General features: G+C 64.5%; 19 protein-coding genes. 9 read left to right on the forward strand and 10 right to left on the reverse strand.

Annotated features, from left to right (window positions below; translation table 11 throughout):
• Window positions 1-22 precede the first annotated feature (22 nt).
• A complete protein-coding gene (locus tag MF607_RS03710; RefSeq protein WP_242116102.1) occupies window positions 23-844 on the forward strand; it encodes an energy transducer TonB in 822 nt (273 codons plus the stop codon).
• Between the two features lie 3 nt (window positions 845-847).
• On the opposite strand, the gene MF607_RS03715 is transcribed toward MF607_RS03710, so the two are convergent.
• The gene (locus MF607_RS03715; RefSeq protein WP_242116103.1) at window positions 848-1,306 is read right to left on the reverse strand and encodes a vgr related protein; all 459 of its coding nucleotides are present in this window, start codon (window positions 1,304-1,306) and stop codon (window positions 848-850) included.
• Between the two features lie 56 nt (window positions 1,307-1,362).
• Complete coding sequence (locus MF607_RS03720) at window positions 1,363-2,076, reverse strand: hypothetical protein (protein ID WP_242116104.1); 714 nt, start codon at window positions 2,074-2,076, stop codon at window positions 1,363-1,365.
• A gap of 188 nt (window positions 2,077-2,264) precedes the next feature.
• Here MF607_RS03720 and MF607_RS03725 point away from each other — a divergent pair, with 188 nt between their 5' ends.
• Entirely contained in the window at window positions 2,265-3,359 is a 1,095-nt protein-coding gene (locus MF607_RS03725; RefSeq protein ID WP_242116105.1) for a helix-turn-helix transcriptional regulator, read from the forward strand.
• Window positions 3,360-3,374: 15 nt separating this feature from the next.
• Here MF607_RS03725 and MF607_RS03730 read toward each other — a convergent pair whose 3' ends face one another.
• A complete protein-coding gene (locus MF607_RS03730) occupies window positions 3,375-3,803 on the reverse strand; it encodes a copper chaperone PCu(A)C (RefSeq protein ID WP_242116106.1) in 429 nt (142 codons plus the stop codon).
• 154 nt (window positions 3,804-3,957) lie between these two features.
• Here MF607_RS03730 and dnaK point away from each other — a divergent pair, with 154 nt between their 5' ends.
• The 4 genes from dnaK to MF607_RS03750 all read left to right on the forward strand — a co-directional run bounded on the left by dnaK (window position 3,958) and on the right by MF607_RS03750 (window position 8,665).
• Window positions 3,958-5,868, forward strand: a complete 1,911-nt coding sequence (dnaK, locus tag MF607_RS03735; RefSeq protein WP_242116107.1) for a molecular chaperone DnaK — start codon at window positions 3,958-3,960, stop codon at window positions 5,866-5,868.
• Between the two features lie 112 nt (window positions 5,869-5,980).
• On the forward strand, window positions 5,981-7,105 hold the full coding sequence (gene dnaJ / locus MF607_RS03740) for a molecular chaperone DnaJ (RefSeq protein ID WP_242116108.1): 1,125 nt from the start codon (window positions 5,981-5,983) through the stop codon (window positions 7,103-7,105).
• On the forward strand, window positions 7,098-7,592 hold the full coding sequence (locus tag MF607_RS03745; protein ID WP_242116109.1) for a GNAT family N-acetyltransferase: 495 nt from the start codon (window positions 7,098-7,100) through the stop codon (window positions 7,590-7,592). Before dnaJ ends, MF607_RS03745 begins: the two co-directional genes overlap by 8 nt.
• Before the next feature lie 23 nt (window positions 7,593-7,615).
• Window positions 7,616-8,665, forward strand: a complete 1,050-nt coding sequence (locus tag MF607_RS03750; protein ID WP_242116110.1) for a hypothetical protein — start codon at window positions 7,616-7,618, stop codon at window positions 8,663-8,665.
• Window positions 8,666-8,792: 127 nt separating this feature from the next.
• Here the strand turns inward: MF607_RS03750 and purB are convergent, their stop codons facing one another.
• Window positions 8,793-10,103: an adenylosuccinate lyase gene (gene purB / locus MF607_RS03755; protein ID WP_242116111.1), complete on the reverse strand. Its 1,311-nt coding sequence runs from the start codon at window positions 10,101-10,103 to the stop codon at window positions 8,793-8,795.
• Between the two features lie 208 nt (window positions 10,104-10,311).
• Here purB and MF607_RS03760 point away from each other — a divergent pair, with 208 nt between their 5' ends.
• Window positions 10,312-10,791, forward strand: a complete 480-nt coding sequence (locus tag MF607_RS03760) for an EF-hand domain-containing protein (protein WP_242116112.1) — start codon at window positions 10,312-10,314, stop codon at window positions 10,789-10,791.
• A 289-nt stretch (window positions 10,792-11,080) separates the two neighbouring features.
• Here the strand turns inward: MF607_RS03760 and MF607_RS03765 are convergent, their stop codons facing one another.
• From MF607_RS03765 to MF607_RS03780, 4 genes are read right to left on the reverse strand one after another with little or no spacing between them, the layout of a single operon-like run.
• Complete coding sequence (locus MF607_RS03765) at window positions 11,081-11,629, reverse strand: sugar O-acetyltransferase (protein ID WP_242116113.1); 549 nt, start codon at window positions 11,627-11,629, stop codon at window positions 11,081-11,083.
• Window positions 11,626-12,312, reverse strand: a complete 687-nt coding sequence (radC, locus tag MF607_RS03770) for a RadC family protein (RefSeq protein WP_242116114.1) — start codon at window positions 12,310-12,312, stop codon at window positions 11,626-11,628. Before radC ends, MF607_RS03765 begins: the two co-directional genes overlap by 4 nt.
• Before the next feature lie 45 nt (window positions 12,313-12,357).
• Window positions 12,358-12,594, reverse strand: a complete 237-nt coding sequence (locus tag MF607_RS03775) for a helix-turn-helix domain-containing protein (RefSeq protein ID WP_242116115.1) — start codon at window positions 12,592-12,594, stop codon at window positions 12,358-12,360.
• Window positions 12,594-13,223 carry a hypothetical protein gene (locus MF607_RS03780; RefSeq protein ID WP_242116116.1) on the reverse strand — a complete coding sequence of 210 codons (630 nt, stop codon included), beginning with the start codon at window positions 13,221-13,223 and terminating at the stop codon, window positions 12,594-12,596. The genes MF607_RS03775 and MF607_RS03780 overlap by 1 nt, the downstream gene beginning before the upstream one ends.
• A 117-nt stretch (window positions 13,224-13,340) precedes the next feature.
• On the opposite strand from MF607_RS03780, the gene MF607_RS03785 reads away from it, so the two are divergent.
• Window positions 13,341-13,982, forward strand: a complete 642-nt coding sequence (locus MF607_RS03785) for an acyloxyacyl hydrolase (RefSeq protein WP_242116446.1) — start codon at window positions 13,341-13,343, stop codon at window positions 13,980-13,982.
• Window positions 13,982-14,308, forward strand: a complete 327-nt coding sequence (locus MF607_RS03790) for a hypothetical protein (RefSeq protein ID WP_242116117.1) — start codon at window positions 13,982-13,984, stop codon at window positions 14,306-14,308. Before MF607_RS03785 ends, MF607_RS03790 begins: the two co-directional genes overlap by 1 nt.
• Before the next feature lie 78 nt (window positions 14,309-14,386).
• Here MF607_RS03790 and map read toward each other — a convergent pair whose 3' ends face one another.
• Both map and MF607_RS03800 read right to left on the reverse strand, forming a co-directional pair.
• Window positions 14,387-15,148 carry a type I methionyl aminopeptidase gene (gene map / locus MF607_RS03795; protein WP_242116118.1) on the reverse strand — a complete coding sequence of 254 codons (762 nt, stop codon included), beginning with the start codon at window positions 15,146-15,148 and terminating at the stop codon, window positions 14,387-14,389.
• Window position 15,149: 1 nt separating this feature from the next.
• Entirely contained in the window at window positions 15,150-15,356 is a 207-nt protein-coding gene (locus MF607_RS03800; RefSeq protein ID WP_242116119.1) for a ParD-like family protein, read from the reverse strand.
• Window positions 15,357-15,358 lie beyond the last annotated feature (2 nt).

Here is a 15,358-nt window from a genome sequence, read left to right on the forward strand (position 1 = left end):
ATGGGGAATGGGGGAGGATGCGATGCGACTGTTGCTGTCGGCTGCGTTGTTGATCGGACAGGGGGGCGTGGCCACGCCGCCGCCGCTTTTGGCTCCAGCCAGCCGTTGGACGGTCGAATATGCCGAGAAAATGTGCGTCGTCGCTCGTGGCTATGGCGATCCGGCGCATCCGATCTTCGTCGCCTTCAAACCCACTCCCTTCGGCGAATTCATGCAGGCGGTGGTTCTCGGTAATCGTGCGCAACTCGGCAAGGAAGGGTGGTTCGATCTGACGTTGGAGGCGCCCGGACGCGCCTTCGACAAGAAGCAGAGCGGAACCCGACTCTATTTTCCGGAAGGCGACAGGGCAGTACTGACCTTCTACATCAGCCGCGCCGAATTCGAAGGACTGGTCGATGCGCCGACCTTCACCGTGCGTCCGAAGAACGGACCGGTCATCTCCGTCGCGCTGGCGATGACCAAGGCGCTGCTTCCGGCGTTGAAGAAATGCGAAGTCGATCTGATGCAGCGGTTCGGCTACGATCCCGAAAAGGTCGCCGCGGTCGTGACCCGCGCGGAAGGCGAGCGTCCGGGCGAATGGATCAATCAGGACGATTATCCGGCGTCTTCGCTCTCGAAGGGTGAGCAGGGGGTGGTGGTCATCGCATGGACCATTGCTGCCAATGCTCGCGTGACCGATTGCAAGGTGATCCAATCCTCTGGATCGAACGATCTCGACAAGGCCGCCTGCGATGCCATTCTCCGCCGTGGCCGCTACCTTCGCCCGGCACTTGATGCTGCGGGCAAACCGGTGGAATCCTATTCGACCCGCCGCGTAATGTGGCAGTTGCCACGGCGCGGATAGCCGTCACCGCCCAAACGGCAACAACGCCTCGTAAACCTCGAGCGGCGGCTTGTCCTTCACCGCCACCCCCTGTCGCAACAGAAAGGCATGGCGGACGATCTCCGCCTGCTGCTCGATGCCATACGCCTCGAACGGCTTGCCCGGAACGATCGCATAGCGATAGGTACACAACGGATGCCGCATCAGCGGCAGCCAGTATCGCCCGCGATGCTGCGTCTGATGGACATGCATCATCTCGTGCAGGAACAACGCCGCCAGGTCGCGCCCTGCGCTCGCGAAATCGTCGCGGTAGAGCGTGCCGCCCGGGTGGAAATGGATGCAGCCGGTCGGCGCCATCGCCACCTGTTTCGGCTGGAAGAACGCCCATTTCGCATTCGCCACCCGCGCCCGGCCATAATCTATATCGTCGCCGAACATCGTCCGGGCAAGCTCAACCTCGGCGGGGGTGAGGGGGCGTTTCATCGCCGACAGATGGGACCGGCCCCCGCGCCGGTAAAGGACGCGGGGGCCGGCAATCGTCAGAAGCGATAACCGATCGCGAACTGGAAGATCGGATAGACCTTCACCTTGTCGACATCCTTCTGGAGCGACAGCCGCTCGGCCTCCAGATCAGCGCGGAAGGTCGCGTCGTTGCGCGCGGTGCCGGTCGACGTCAGTGGATCGATCTTGAACGACCCCTGGAACAGCACGCCGCTCTCCACGCCGACCATGAAGCCGCGACGGTTCTTGCCCGACCAGCCGAACGTCAGCGCCGGCGAGAATTTCTTCGGCGCGGCACTGGTGCTCAGCGTACCAACCTCCTGCGGTGAATATTCATTGCCGTTGATCTCGACATCGACATTGGGCGTGGCGGCTAGGCCGATTTCGTTATTGTTGATCCGCGCGCCGCCCGACAGGCGGAAATTCCCGCCAAAGGGATAGACGTCGACCATCGCACCGAACGAATTCAGCTTGATCTTGCCGTCGAAGCTGACGTCCTCCGGCTCGAACGATGCGCTGACGTTCAGGAAGTTCGCCCCGCCGCGAATGCCGACATGGTCCGACAGGCGCCAGCCGATCTCTGGCCCGATGCCGAGCGACCCTGCGGCAACCGCCGCCGAAAAGGTCGAACCCGGATCTTCGTCCGTCGACGACATGGTCGGTTCGACGGGGCCGGCGGGCGTGGTCTGTGCCGCGGCGGGCAGGACGAACAGGCAGGTTCCGGCAATCGCGCCGGTCAGAAGCTTACGCATGATTCCCCAAAGCTATGGTCCGGTGCGGCGCCGGCCTCCCCGACCGTCGCCGGGCTGCCTCATCCGATGAAACGGACGGCGGCGGCATCCCACAAATAAGGTATACCAGCGGCGGTCGCTGAATTGTACCATTGCAGGGCTAGGAGCGGCGACAGGTCGGCACAGTGGCAGGGGGCGGTGCGATGGATGTGACCGGTATCGTTGACCAGTTTCGGCGAGCGGCGTTCGGGATGGACGACTGGCAGGATGGGTTGCGATCCGTCGCCACGGCGACCGGAGCGCAGGTCGTACATCTCTCCGGTCTCGACCCGACCGGCGCGCCGATGGTGAACCTGATCCACGGGGTGACGCTCGACATGCTCGACCTCTTCGTCCGGCATGGCGGTTTCGATCCGCGAAGGAACCCGCGGGCCGGCGTCGGGGGAAAATGGCCCTCGCTGCGAACGGTTGTCGACGAGGATATCGTGACCGAACGCGACCGGGATGTGCTGCCGATCTATAGCGACCTGTTCGTACCTGCGGGGGCCGGCCGTGCCGCAATGAACCGGCTCGACATTCCGCAAATCCGAGGATTGCTGGCGGTCATGCGTCCCCGTTCCTATGCGGATGGGGGATGCATGGAGAGGCGACTGCTCGAAGCGATCACGCCTGCCATTTCCGAAATCGTGATGCAGGCGATGCAGCTCGGCGGGCAACAGGACCAGATGATCCGGTCGACGGCCGAGGCGCTGGAGCGGTCGGTGCTGCTGCTCGACAGGACGCGACGCATCGTGCTGATGTCGCAATCGATCGAGCATTGGTTCGAACAGGGCGGTCCGCTGACCGTGCGGGGCGGGGAGGTGCTTGCGCGCGACCCCGCCAGCGAAGCCGCGCTGGCAACGGCGATCGCCAGCGCCCGCGATCCCGCCCGATCGCTTCGCCCGGGTCGAAAGGTCGTGTTGCGGATGGCGGCGCCGCATCTCGCCGGCGGGGTCGAAAGGCTGATCGTAACGGTCAGCGCGGTACCGCAACGTCCGTCCGGGCCGCTCGGGCGGGCGCAGGTAATGATCTCGGGCAAGCGGGTCGCGGAGCCCTCGGCGGATGTCTATGCCGAACTGTTCGACCTTACCCGCGCGGAGGCGCATATCGCGGTTCTGCTGGCGCAGGGGCATAAACTCGCCGCCATCGCCGCGCTGCGCGGTTGCAGCGTGCTGACCGTTCGGACCCAGTTGCGGACGATCTTCGAAAAAACCGATACCAACAGCCAGAGCGCGCTCGTCACCCGGCTACATGCCGTCGACTGACGTTCGGCGGTCCGCTCAGGGCGCCGGATCGCCCGCCGCCGCCAGCTTCGCCTCGACAGTCACCTTCGCCCCGTCCTCGAATGCGAAGGTCATCGGGATGGTGCCGCCCGCGCGCAGGTCGGGCGACAGGCCGAACAGCATGATATGCTTGCCGCCCGGGTCGAAGCCGACGGTCCCCTTGACCCTCACCCTGTCGAGTGGCTGCATCGCCATCATGCCGCCATGGCCGGCCATGCTCTCATGCAGTTCGGCACGCTCGGCCGCCGGGCTGCTCACGCCGACCAGCATCCGATCCGAAGACCCGTCGCCCCGCACCGTGGCATAGCCCGCCGCCGGCCGTCCGGGCACCGCGGGCAGGCGCACCCATGCATCTTCAACGCCCGGCCCCTGCTGGCATCCGGCCAGCGCCACTGCCGCCATCAACGCCGCCCATCGTGTCTTCACGCCCACGCTCCTGTGCCGATACGGTTCCCTATGCCGCGCATAATCTTGCGGCAAGCCGAACCCTGCCTATATCCGCCCTCGGAACGATCGGTCGGCACCTCCCCGTGCCGGTCGTATCAACGCTTTATTTCAACCCGGGGGCCAATGAGGGACCATGGCTAAAGTTATCGGTATCGATCTGGGCACGACGAACAGCTGCGTCGCGGTGATGGAGGGCGGCAGCCCCAAGGTCATCGAGAACGCCGAAGGCGCGCGGACCACGCCGTCGATCGTCGCCTTCGCCAAGGATGGCGAGCGTCTGATCGGCCAGCCGGCGAAGCGTCAGGCGGTGACCAACGGCGACAACACGATCTTCGCGGTGAAGCGCCTGATCGGCCGTCGTTTCGACGATCCGGTTACCAAGAAGGATACTGAACTGGTTCCCTACACCATCGCGCGCGGGCCGAACGGCGATGCGTGGGTGAAGGCGGGCGGCGAGGAATATTCGCCGTCGCAGATCAGCGCGTTCATCCTGCAGAAGATGAAGGAAACCGCGGAGTCGTATCTCGGCGAGACCGTGACGCAGGCGGTCATCACCGTGCCGGCCTACTTCAACGATGCCCAGCGTCAGGCGACCAAGGATGCCGGCAAGATCGCCGGTCTCGAAGTCCTGCGCATCATCAACGAACCGACGGCGGCGGCGCTCGCCTATGGTCTCGACAAGGACAATAACAAGACCATCGCGGTCTATGACCTTGGCGGCGGTACCTTCGACATCTCGGTCCTCGAGATCGGCGACGGCGTGTTCGAGGTGAAGGCGACCAACGGCGACACCTTCCTCGGCGGCGAAGATTTCGACGCGAAGATCGTGCAGTTCCTCGCGGACGAGTTCAAGAAGGTCGAGGGCATCGACCTGACCAAGGACAAGCTGGCGCTCCAGCGCCTCAAGGAAGCCGCCGAAAAGGCGAAGATCGAGCTTTCCTCGGCGCAGACCACCGAAGTCAACCTGCCGTTCATCACGGCGGACGCGACGGGTCCGAAGCATCTCGTCAAGTCGATCACCCGTGCCGACCTCGAACGTCTGGTCGAGGATCTGGTCAAGCGCACCCTCGAGCCGTGCAAGAAGGCGCTGGCCGATGCCGGCGTGCAGGCGAGCGCGATCGACGAAGTGGTGCTGGTCGGTGGCATGACCCGCATGCCGCGCGTCCGCGAAGTCGTGAAGCAGTTCTTCGGCAAGGAACCGCACACCGGCGTCAACCCCGACGAAGTCGTGGCGATCGGTGCCGCGATTCAGGCCGGCGTGCTGCAGGGCGACGTGAAGGACGTGCTGCTGCTCGACGTGACCCCGCTGTCGCTGGGCATCGAGACGCTGGGCGGCATCATGACCCGCATGATCGACCGCAACACCACCATCCCGACCAAGAAGTCGCAGGTCTATTCGACCGCCGACGACAATCAGGGGGCGGTGACGATCCGCGTGTTCCAGGGCGAGCGCGAAATGGCCGCCGACAACAAGATGCTCGGCCAGTTCGACCTGGTCGGCATCCCGCCCGCCCCGCGCGGCGTGCCGCAGATCGAGGTCACCTTCGACATCGACGCCAACGGCATCGTCAACGTGTCGGCAAAGGACAAGGGCACCGGCAAGGAGCAGCAAATCCGCATCCAGGCATCGGGCGGTCTGTCGGACAGCGACATCGACCAGATGGTTCGTGACGCCGAACAGTTCGCGGAAGAGGACAAGAAGCGTCGCGCTTCGGCCGAAGCCAAGAACAATGCGGAATCGCTGATCCACACCACCGAACGCCAGCTGGCCGACAATGGCGACAAGGTCGACGCCTCGCTCAAGGCCGAGATCGAAGCCGCCGTCGCCGAGACCAAGGCAGCGGTCGACAGCGGCGACAGCGATCGCATGACCGAAAAGAGCCAGGCGCTGGCACAGGTCGCGATGAAGCTGGGGCAGGCGATCTACGAACAGCAGCAGCAGGCCGAGGCCTCGCCCGCTGCCGACACCGCGCAGGAGAAGAAGGCCGACGACGACGTCGTCGACGCCGAATTCTCGGAAGTCGACGACAGCCGCAAGGCGTAACCACTACTCCCTCTCCCCTTCGGGGGAGAGGGCCGGGGAGAGGGGGCTTCATCGTGACTTTCCCTCTCCCAACCCTCTCCCCTGAAGGGGGGAGGGCTTTTGGGGTTTTCGAATGACCACCGAAGTCGATTTCTACGAACTGCTCCAATGCGAGCGCACCGCCGATGCGCAGACGATCAAGTCCGCCTATCGCAAGCTCGCGATCAAATATCACCCGGACAAGAATGCCGGCTGCAAGGATTCCGAGGCGAAGTTCAAGGCGATCAACGAAGCCTATGACTGCCTGAAGGATCCGCAGAAGCGCGCGGCATATGACCGCTACGGCCATGCCGCCTTCCGCCAGGGCGCGGGCGGCGCCGGCGGCGGCGCGCAGGATTTCAACGGCTTTTCCGATATCTTCGAAAGCGTCTTCGGCGAATTCATGGGCGGCGGGCGGCAGGGAGGTCGTTCCGGCCCCCGGCGCGGCGCCGATCTGCGCTACGACATGGAAGTCACGCTCGAAGAGGCGTTCCACGGCAAGAGCACGCAGATCACCGTCGATGTCTCGACCAGCTGCGGCCCGTGCGGCGGCAGCGGCGCGTCGCCGGGCACCAAGGCGCGGACGTGTCAGACCTGTGCCGGCCATGGCAAGGTACGCGCCCAACAGGGCTTCTTCGTCGTCGAACGCGCCTGTCCGACCTGCCACGGCGCCGGACAGGTGATCGCGGACCCATGCCCGGTCTGTCATGGCGAGGGCCGGGTCGAACAGACCAAGACGCTGGAGGTCAACGTCCCCCCCGGTGTCGACGAAGGCACGCGCATCCGCCTGTCGGGCGAGGGCGAGGCGGGCGCGCGGGGTGCGCCAGCCGGCGACCTCTACATCTTCCTCCACGTCAAACGTCATCCGCTGTTCGAACGCGAAGGGACCGCGCTCCACGCGCGCGCGCCGATCAGCTTCACGACGGCGGCGCTGGGCGGGATGATCGAGATTCCCGGGCTCGACGGGCAGAAGCACAGCATCCGCATCCCGGCCGGCATCCAGTCGGGCAAGGAACTGCGCCAGCGTGGCGCCGGCATGCCCGTGCTGCAGGGGCGCGGCCATGGCGACATGGTCATCCATATCGAGGTGGAGACCCCGACCCGCCTGTCTGCCCGGCAGAAGGAATTGCTCGAAGCGTTCCGCGAAACCGAGACCGGCGACGAATGCCCCGAATCGAGCGGCTTTTTCAGCCGCCTGAAGACCGCGCTCGGTGGCTGATTGGCGTCCGGCGGTGGCGAGCGACGCCACCGCCATCGCCGCACTCGCCCGCGCCGAACTGGGCGACTATGGCGAGGCGGCCGACCTCTACGCCGAACGCATCGCGCTTGCTCCCGCAGGTTGCTGGGTGCTGGTCGACGAAGCCGACACGATCCTCGGTCACTGCATCAGCCACCCGTGGCGGCGGCGTGCGCCTCCGGCGATGCACAAGCTTCTCGGCACACTCCCGTCGCGACCCGACTGCTGGTACCTTCACGACGTCGTCGTCGCCCCGCCAGCGCGCGGTACGAAGGCGGTCGAACGCCTGCTCCCGATCCTGAACGCCGTCGCCGTCTCGCGAGCGATCCCCACGCTCGCGCTCATCGCGGTTGGCGGTGCCGATCGTTATTGGTCGCGACAGGGCTTCGTTGCCACGAACGGCGGTGCCGAAGGGTTCGGCGCAGATGCGGTCTATATGGAACGGGCCGGCAATTCAAAAGAACCGTAACGGATAGACCATCTCGTTGCCGCTTGATCTTCGCCCAGTTCCCTCCACTATCGAAGACGGGGGGAATCATCATGAATGAATTGAGCGTTGCGGCTATTCGAGGTCGCTCCCGTGGCGCTTTGGCGCTTGATCGCGTCGAGCGCCTTTATCTTACGTTACTGCGGGGTGCGGTTCTCGTCGTAGCAACGATAATCTTGATTTGGGCGGCATGGCTCGCGGTTTCGTCGATCTACCGGATAACACGTTCGACCGACAGCGTGACGGAGCGGCCGGTTTCCGTCGGCGCGGCCGAGTTGGAGCCGGCAAAAGCTGCTGGAGCCGCCGACGTTGCGAAGGACGGCCCCGTTGTCGCCACGCCCGCCGAGCAGAAATTCTTTCAGGATTTCGTCGGTCGCTATTACCGGCTTTACCGTACAAAATTTGAGGCGTTTCGCCGTAGCGAGGACAAGCGCCTTACGCGCGATGAATTTGACGACAATTTCGTTCAGTCGACCAAGCGAATGGAGAGCGTCGCCGGGTCTCCCGCGACCTTCAATCGTGAGCGGAATGATCTTGAAGCGCTTCTGGTGACGATGCAGACTGCCGCCGATCTTCCGGCAATCAGGTCAAAATTGAAGGAGTATCAACAGGCGCAACGCCGAACCGTCGAGCGAGAGGTGCGGCGTACCCGCACTGAAACGCGCCGCGGCTGGGATTCTTACAGCACCGATTGTTCGAACTGGTACGAGTCACCCATGGGTTGTGCAGTCAACCGTCAAGTCAGCGTGCCTTACACGCAAAAGGTTCGCACAACTGCACTTCCCGAAGGAATCGCTTCGCATACGCAAACCTTCCGCTCGATGCAGGATCGGTACTTCAGCCTTCTCGAAGAGCGGCGATCGCAGGCCGCGAGCGACGTCAATTCCGAACGGGATGCGATCTCGATCGGGAATGCCGAGGGCTGGGCTGGTCTCAGTACATTGTTATGGGCATTGGGCGGATTTCTGATCCTGATGTTCTTCTTCGTACTGATCGCGATAGAGCGTCACCAACGGACGCGCGTGACCGATCGGCAACAAGCGACGATGTCGTAAGAAAGGTCTTCCCGATTACTGATCGTAATCGAACGGTTTAAACAGACGAACACCGTGGCCCCCGGGGAGCGCTCCGAATTCCCTATTGATCCCCGCCGGACCCGATGCCCGGCGAGGCGCGCTTCAATCACGCCTGTCCGAACACCCGCGCGAAGATCGTGTCGACATGCTTGTAGTGATAGCCGAGGTCGAACCGGCTCTCGATCTCCTCCGCCGACAGCGCGGCGGCGACGTCCGGGTCGGCCTTGAGCAGTTCGAGCAGCGACAATGCGCCGTCCGATTCCCACACCTTCATCGCGTTGCGCTGGACATAGCGGTACGAATCCTCGCGGCTCACCCCCGCCTGGGTCAGCGCCAGCAGCACGCGCTGCGAATGGACGAGGCCACCCATCTTGTTGAGATTCTTCTCCATCCGCGCCGGATAGACGACCAGCTTGTCGATCACCCCGGTCAGGCGGGCGAGCGCGAAGTCGAGCGTGATCGTCGCGTCAGGGCCGATGTACCGCTCGACCGACGAATGGCTGATGTCGCGCTCATGCCACAGTGCGACATTCTCCAGCGCCGGGGTCACGTAACCGCGGACCATGCGGGCGAGGCCGGTCAGATTCTCGGTCAGCACCGGATTGCGCTTGTGCGGCATCGCCGACGAACCCTTCTGCCCCGGCGAGAAATATTCCTCGGCCTCCAGCACTTCGGTGCGCTGCAGATGGCGGATTTCGGTCGCCAGCCGCTCGATCGACCCGGCGATCACGCCCAGCGTCGCGAAATACATGGCGTGGCGGTCGCGCGGGATGACCTGCGTCGACACCGGCTCGACGGTCAGCCCCATCTTCTCGGCGACATGCTCCTCGACGCGCGGGTCGATGTTGGCGAAGGTGCCGACCGCACCCGAGATCGCACAGGTCGCAACTTCCGCCCGCGCATTCTTCAGCCGGGTGCGGCAGCGATCGAACTCGGCATAGGCCTGTGCCAGCTTTAGCCCGAACGTGACCGGCTCGGCATGGATGCCATGGCTGCGGCCGATCGTCGGGGTCAGCTTGTGTTCGCGCGCGCGCCGCTCGATCACCGCCAGCAGCTTGTCGAGATCGGCGAGCAGAATATCCGACGCGCGTGCCAGCTGCACCGCCAGACAGGTGTCGAGCACGTCCGAACTGGTCATGCCCTGGTGCAGGAAGCGTGCCTCCGGCCCGGTCCGCTCCGAGACGTGCGTCAGGAAGGCGATGACGTCATGCTTGGTCTCCGCCTCGATCGCATCGATCCGCGCGACGTCGAAATCGGCGTCGTTCATCGCCCAGATCTTCTCGGCAGCCTCGTTCGGCACCACCCCCAGCTCGGCGAGCGCGTCGGTGGCGTGCGCCTCGATCTCGAACCAGATGCGGAATCGCGACTGGGGTTCCCACAAGGCGGTCATTTCGGGGCGGGAATAGCGCGGAATCATGTGTGGGCCTTTCAAAACGGGCGAACGGTTGGCCGCGCCCTAGCAACAAGTCGGGGATGAATCGAGCCTGTCCTGCGATAGACGAGCATCGAAAGGGGCTTCAATCGACGCCGAAACGACTTAAGTAGGTTCCGTCATCGCAAAGTCGTCCGGATGATGATCCGAATGACGGGATGAACTACCGAACCAATCCGAAAGGAGAAATTCGATGATGAAGCCTATTCTTCTCGCCAGTGCCGTTCTGATGTCGACCCCGGCATTTGCACAGGATGCTGCGCCGGCGCAAACGACTGCCCCGACCGCGCAGACGGTCCCTGCCGAGCCGACGACGACTGCGGCTGATCCGGCGGCTGCTGCGACGCAGGCGGCACCGACGGCACCGGCCGATCCGTCGACGCAGACTGCGCAGACCACTGCCGAAGCGGGACAGCCGGCCAGCGGCACCCAGATCGCGCAGATTGTCGAGGCCGAATTCCCGAAATATGACAAGGACGGGAAGGGCCAGTTGAGCGAGCAGCAGTTCGGCGAATGGATGGTGGCCCTGCGCTCGGCGAGCGAGCCCGGCGTCACTGCCGAGAAGCCCGAGGTCAAGAAGTGGGTGAAGCAGGCCTTCGCCCAGGCCGACAAGGACAAGTCCAAGGCGGTGTCGAAGGCCGAGCTCACCAGCTTCCTCAGCCAGAGCGCCTGAACGTCGCCAAATGCTGATATCGATGCGACCGCCGGGAGCGATCCCGGCGGTCTTTTTTTGTGACGCGCGCCATACCCAGCCGGATCTCAGGCGGCTGGTAAGAAGAAATTGGTTCGCGCAGAGGCGCGGAGGCGCTGAGAGGGGAGCGCCAGCGGCAACCTTCCCCGCGGCAGCGGCCTTCATTCCGCTTGCCGAAGTGGAAAGGTCTCCCGTTCGCGTTCGGCTTGCCCGTTGCGGAACCCCTCCGCGCCTCCGCGCCTCTGCGCGAACCAATTTCTTCTACGCCGGACTACCGAAGCCGAGCCGGATTCCCCACCACCGTCGCCCCGGCCGGCACCTCGCGAGTCACCACCGATCCTGCCCCGATGATCGCATCGTCGCCGATCGTAACCCCCGGCAGCAACAGCGCCCCGCCGCCGATCCACACATTCGCGCCGATCACGATCGGCCGCCCGAACTCCAGCATCTGCGCCCGCACCGCCGGATCGCGCGGATGGTCGGCGGTAAGGATCTGTACCCCCGGCCCGATCTGCGTCCTCGCGCCGATCGTCACCGCGCACACGTCGAGGATGACGCAGCCGAAGTTCAGGAACACCCCGTCGCCGAGCGTGATGTTGTACCCGTAATCGATGTGAAACGGCGGCCGGACGTTGACGCCGTCGCCGACCGACCCCAGCCCGGCGCGCAGGATCGCCAACCGCTCGGCCGGGTCCATCGCCAGCGTCGCGTTATAGCGTTCCATCCACCGCCCCGCCGCCGCGCAATCCGCGACCAGTTCGGGATCGCTCGCGTCATACAGGTCGCCGGCGATCATCTTCTGCTTGTTCGACAAGGTCATAGCATTCCCTGCGCGCGCAGGCTCGTATGCCCCTTCGCGCCGATGATGAGATGGTCGTGGACGGTGATGCCCAGCGGCTTGCCGGCGGCGGCGATCTGCCGCGTCAGGTCGATATCGGCGCGGCTGGGGCTATGGTCGCCGCTCGGATGGTTGTGGACCAGGATCAGCGCCGCCGACCCCAGGTCGAGCGCGCGGTGGATCACCTCGCGCGTATAGAGCGGCGCTTCGTCGAGCGTCCCCTCCGCGACCAGTTCGTCGCGGATCAGCAGGTTGCGGGTGTTCAGATGCAGCACCCGGATCCGCTCGACCGCCTGATGCGCCATGTCGGCATGCAGGTAATCGAGCAGCGCCTGCCAGTTCGACAGCACCGGCAGCGCCAGCACCTGTGCCTGCAACATCCGCGTCGCCGCGCACTGCGCGATGCGGATCGCGGCAACGGCGGTATCCCCCATGCCGGAAACCTTGCCCAGCGCTGCCGGATCGGCCGACAGCAGCCCGCCGATCCCGCCGAACTCGTGCAGCAGCGTCTTGGCCAACGGCTTGGTATCGCGCCGAGGAATGGCGAGTGTCAGCAGATATTCGACCAGTTCATGATCGAGCAGCCCGTCGCCCCCATGCTCCAGCAACCGCCCCCGCAGCCGCGCGCGGTGGCCGGTACCGTCGGTTTCGGGCGGGGTGTTCATGGATAGGGGCGTAGCCGATCGGGCGACGCGGGGCGAGGGGGCGGCTCAATCCTCGTTCCCGGCCCGCCGATCGTCATCGGACGGCGAATAGTCGAGAATGTCGCCCGGCGTGCAGTCCAGATAGTGGCAGATCGCCGCCAGCGTTGCGAAGCGCACCCCCTTCACCTTGCCCGATTTGAGTAGCGACAAGTTCGATTCGGTGATGCCGATCGCCTCGGCCAGTTCCTTCGACCGTATCTTTCGCTTCGCCAGCATCACGTCGAGATTGACCACCACCGGCATCAGACGAAATCGGCCAGTTCGTGCTCAGCGCGGATGCCGGCTTCCAATGCCCAGATGGTTGCGTAGGCGGCAAAGGCGAGCATCAGGAGGAGGAAGGTCGTCTCGACGTTGATCGGAGAGGCCAAAACCTCCGCCTGGTCGAACGCGTTGGCGAGCAACAGGCTCTGCACGATAGGTGCGATCACCCGTGCGAAAGACAGCACGATCGCAGCGCGCGATGCCCGTCGTAACCACGGCAGCGCATCTGCCAACGCATTGCGCCGCTTCTGCCCCAGCCGGCGCAATGCCATGCCGACCGCGAACAGCAGGATGGGCATCGGTCCCGATTCCAGCAGCACGACGGCAGCAAGGCCAATGCGGATGCCGGGCGACGCCACCCACGCATCGAATTGGTGGCGGGCCGCCGGATCGCGGTTCAGTTTTGTCCGTGTTTCGTCAGGCAGCAGGTTCGCGGCATCCGCGCCGCCGGCGCAACGCTGCCCGGAACCGCAATTCCAATAAGGTCCCGGCGCCGCCGCTGCGACGATCGTCAGTACCCCGAACAACGCCGCGATGACGACAAACAGCGTGCCGACACCGCGGCTCGTCCGCGCCTTCTTCGTTGGTAAGGAATATCCGTCGGACACCACATACTTTCTGTTTTACAGCAATTATTGTCGATGATACGACATCGATAACGGCAAAGCGACTGCCGTTTGCGGGAAGGGGTTCACATGATTCGGTTGCGAAGGGGCGTCTTGGGCGCGATGTTGGCGTTCGTCTCCACGACGGCGATGGCGCAGGAGGGGCCGGCACCGGCCGCTCCACGCGAAGCGGCGGAGGTAGCGATCGGTGTGCTGCATCATGGCGCCAACTTCCACCCGCTCGGCAGCAAGCTGATCTTCGACCTGCCCAAACTACCGCCGGGACAAATATATGAAGGGTCGGAAGAGGACGGCACGGTCGACGTCCAGATCGCCTATCGCACCGCGCCGCTGCGCATCCTGCTCAAACCCCGCCTGACCGCCAAGGCGCAGATCAACACCGCCGGACGTACCAGCTTCTTCAGCGTCGGTGCGGAATGGCGCCAGCATATCCTGCGCGGTCGAGTCTATGGACAGGTCGGGATCGGTGCGACGGTCATCGACGGCTACCGCTTCGCGCCCGACCCGTTCCAGCCGGGCATCTCCGATGCAGAGGCATGGCGCCGCTACGACATCTATCGCCGGCGCACCTCGTTCGGTTCGAAGATCCTGTTCAATCCCAATGCGTCGATCGGGGTGCGGGTCGACCGGCGCTGGGCGGTCGAACTGGCATGGGAACATTACAGCCATCGCCAAATCTTTTCCGACACTAATCCGGGGATCGACAATGTCGGCATCCGCATCGTCCGCCGGCTCGGACGCTGATGATCGCCATCCTCGCCGCCATCGCGCTGCTGGCGCAGACCGCTCCGCCCGCGTCGACGCCCGATGACGAAATCGTGGTGATCGGGCAACGACTGCGCAATATTCGGATAATGGCCAAACGCGACCGCCGGACCGGCATCAAGCGTTGCGTGTTGAAGCCGACCACCGGTGATCCGCTGCTCGATACCGGCGTCTGCCAAGCGTATTCAGCCTGTGTACTGACGGCGCGGACCGCAGGGGAAATGGAGGCGTGTATGCGTCCGCCGCTCGAACGGGAAATGAAAGCCTGGCAGGAGCGGCGCAAGGCGGCAATGGCGACGCGCTGACCTTTTCCCCTATCCCGGCGGGAGAAAGCGGTGCAGCCGCGGAAGGGCGAGGGTGATTAACGCCGGTCGAATTCGCCCCTACACCACCTCATCCCGGCGCAGCGTCAGCACCTCGACCCCGGTCGCCGTCACCGCGACCGTATGTTCGAACTGGGCCGACAGCTTTCCGTCGCCGGTCACCACCGTCCAGCCATCCTCTTCGGTCTCGACGCGCCGCGTACCCTGATTGACCATCGGCTCGATCGTGAAGGTCATGCCCTCGCGCAGTCGCGCGCCCTTGCCCGGCTTGCCGAAATTCATCACCTCGGGGGCCTCGTGCATCTCGCGGCCGATGCCGTGGCCGCAATATTCGCGGACCACCGAATAGCCGTGCCGCTTGGCATGGCGCTCGATCGCGAAGCCGATATCGCCCAGATGCGCGCCGGGCTTCACCTGCCGGATGCCCTGCCACATCGCCTCCTGTGCGACCTTCACCAGCCGTCGCGCGGCCGGTGCGACCTCGCCGACCAGATAGGTCTTGCTCGAATCGGCGATGAACCCGTTCTTTTCCATCGTGATGTCGAGGTTGATGATATCCCCGTCGCGCACGACCGTGTCGGCATCGGGTACGCCGTGGCACACGACCTGATTGATCGAACAGTTCAGCACGAACTTGAAGCCATATTGCCCCTTGCTGGCGGGGCGCGCGGCGAGGTCGTGGGTGATGAAGCGTTCGACCAGATCGTTGATCGCCAGCGTCGACATGCCGGCAAGGTCGGTCTCGTCGAGCATCTCGAACACGCGCGCGAGCAACCTGCCCGAAATCCGCATCAGCGCAAGTTCGTCGTGCGTCTTGACCATGTCAGGCGGCGATCGCGTCGGCGAGCGGGGTCTGGACGGCGGCCAGCTCGGCACGGACGATTTCGGTGAAAGGCAGCGTCGGGTTCGCTTCGGCCAACATCCCGATCTTCATCCAGAATTCGGCCTGTGCGTTGATCGACCGGCACATCACCGCGCTCGCCCTGCGAACTTCGGCGTGCAATTCGTCGTCGATCTTCACGATCCCCATGG

The sequence above is a fragment of the Sphingomonas lacusdianchii genome, assembly GCF_022664395.1.
In the GTDB taxonomy this organism is placed as follows: domain Bacteria; phylum Pseudomonadota; class Alphaproteobacteria; order Sphingomonadales; family Sphingomonadaceae; genus Sphingomonas; species Sphingomonas lacusdianchii.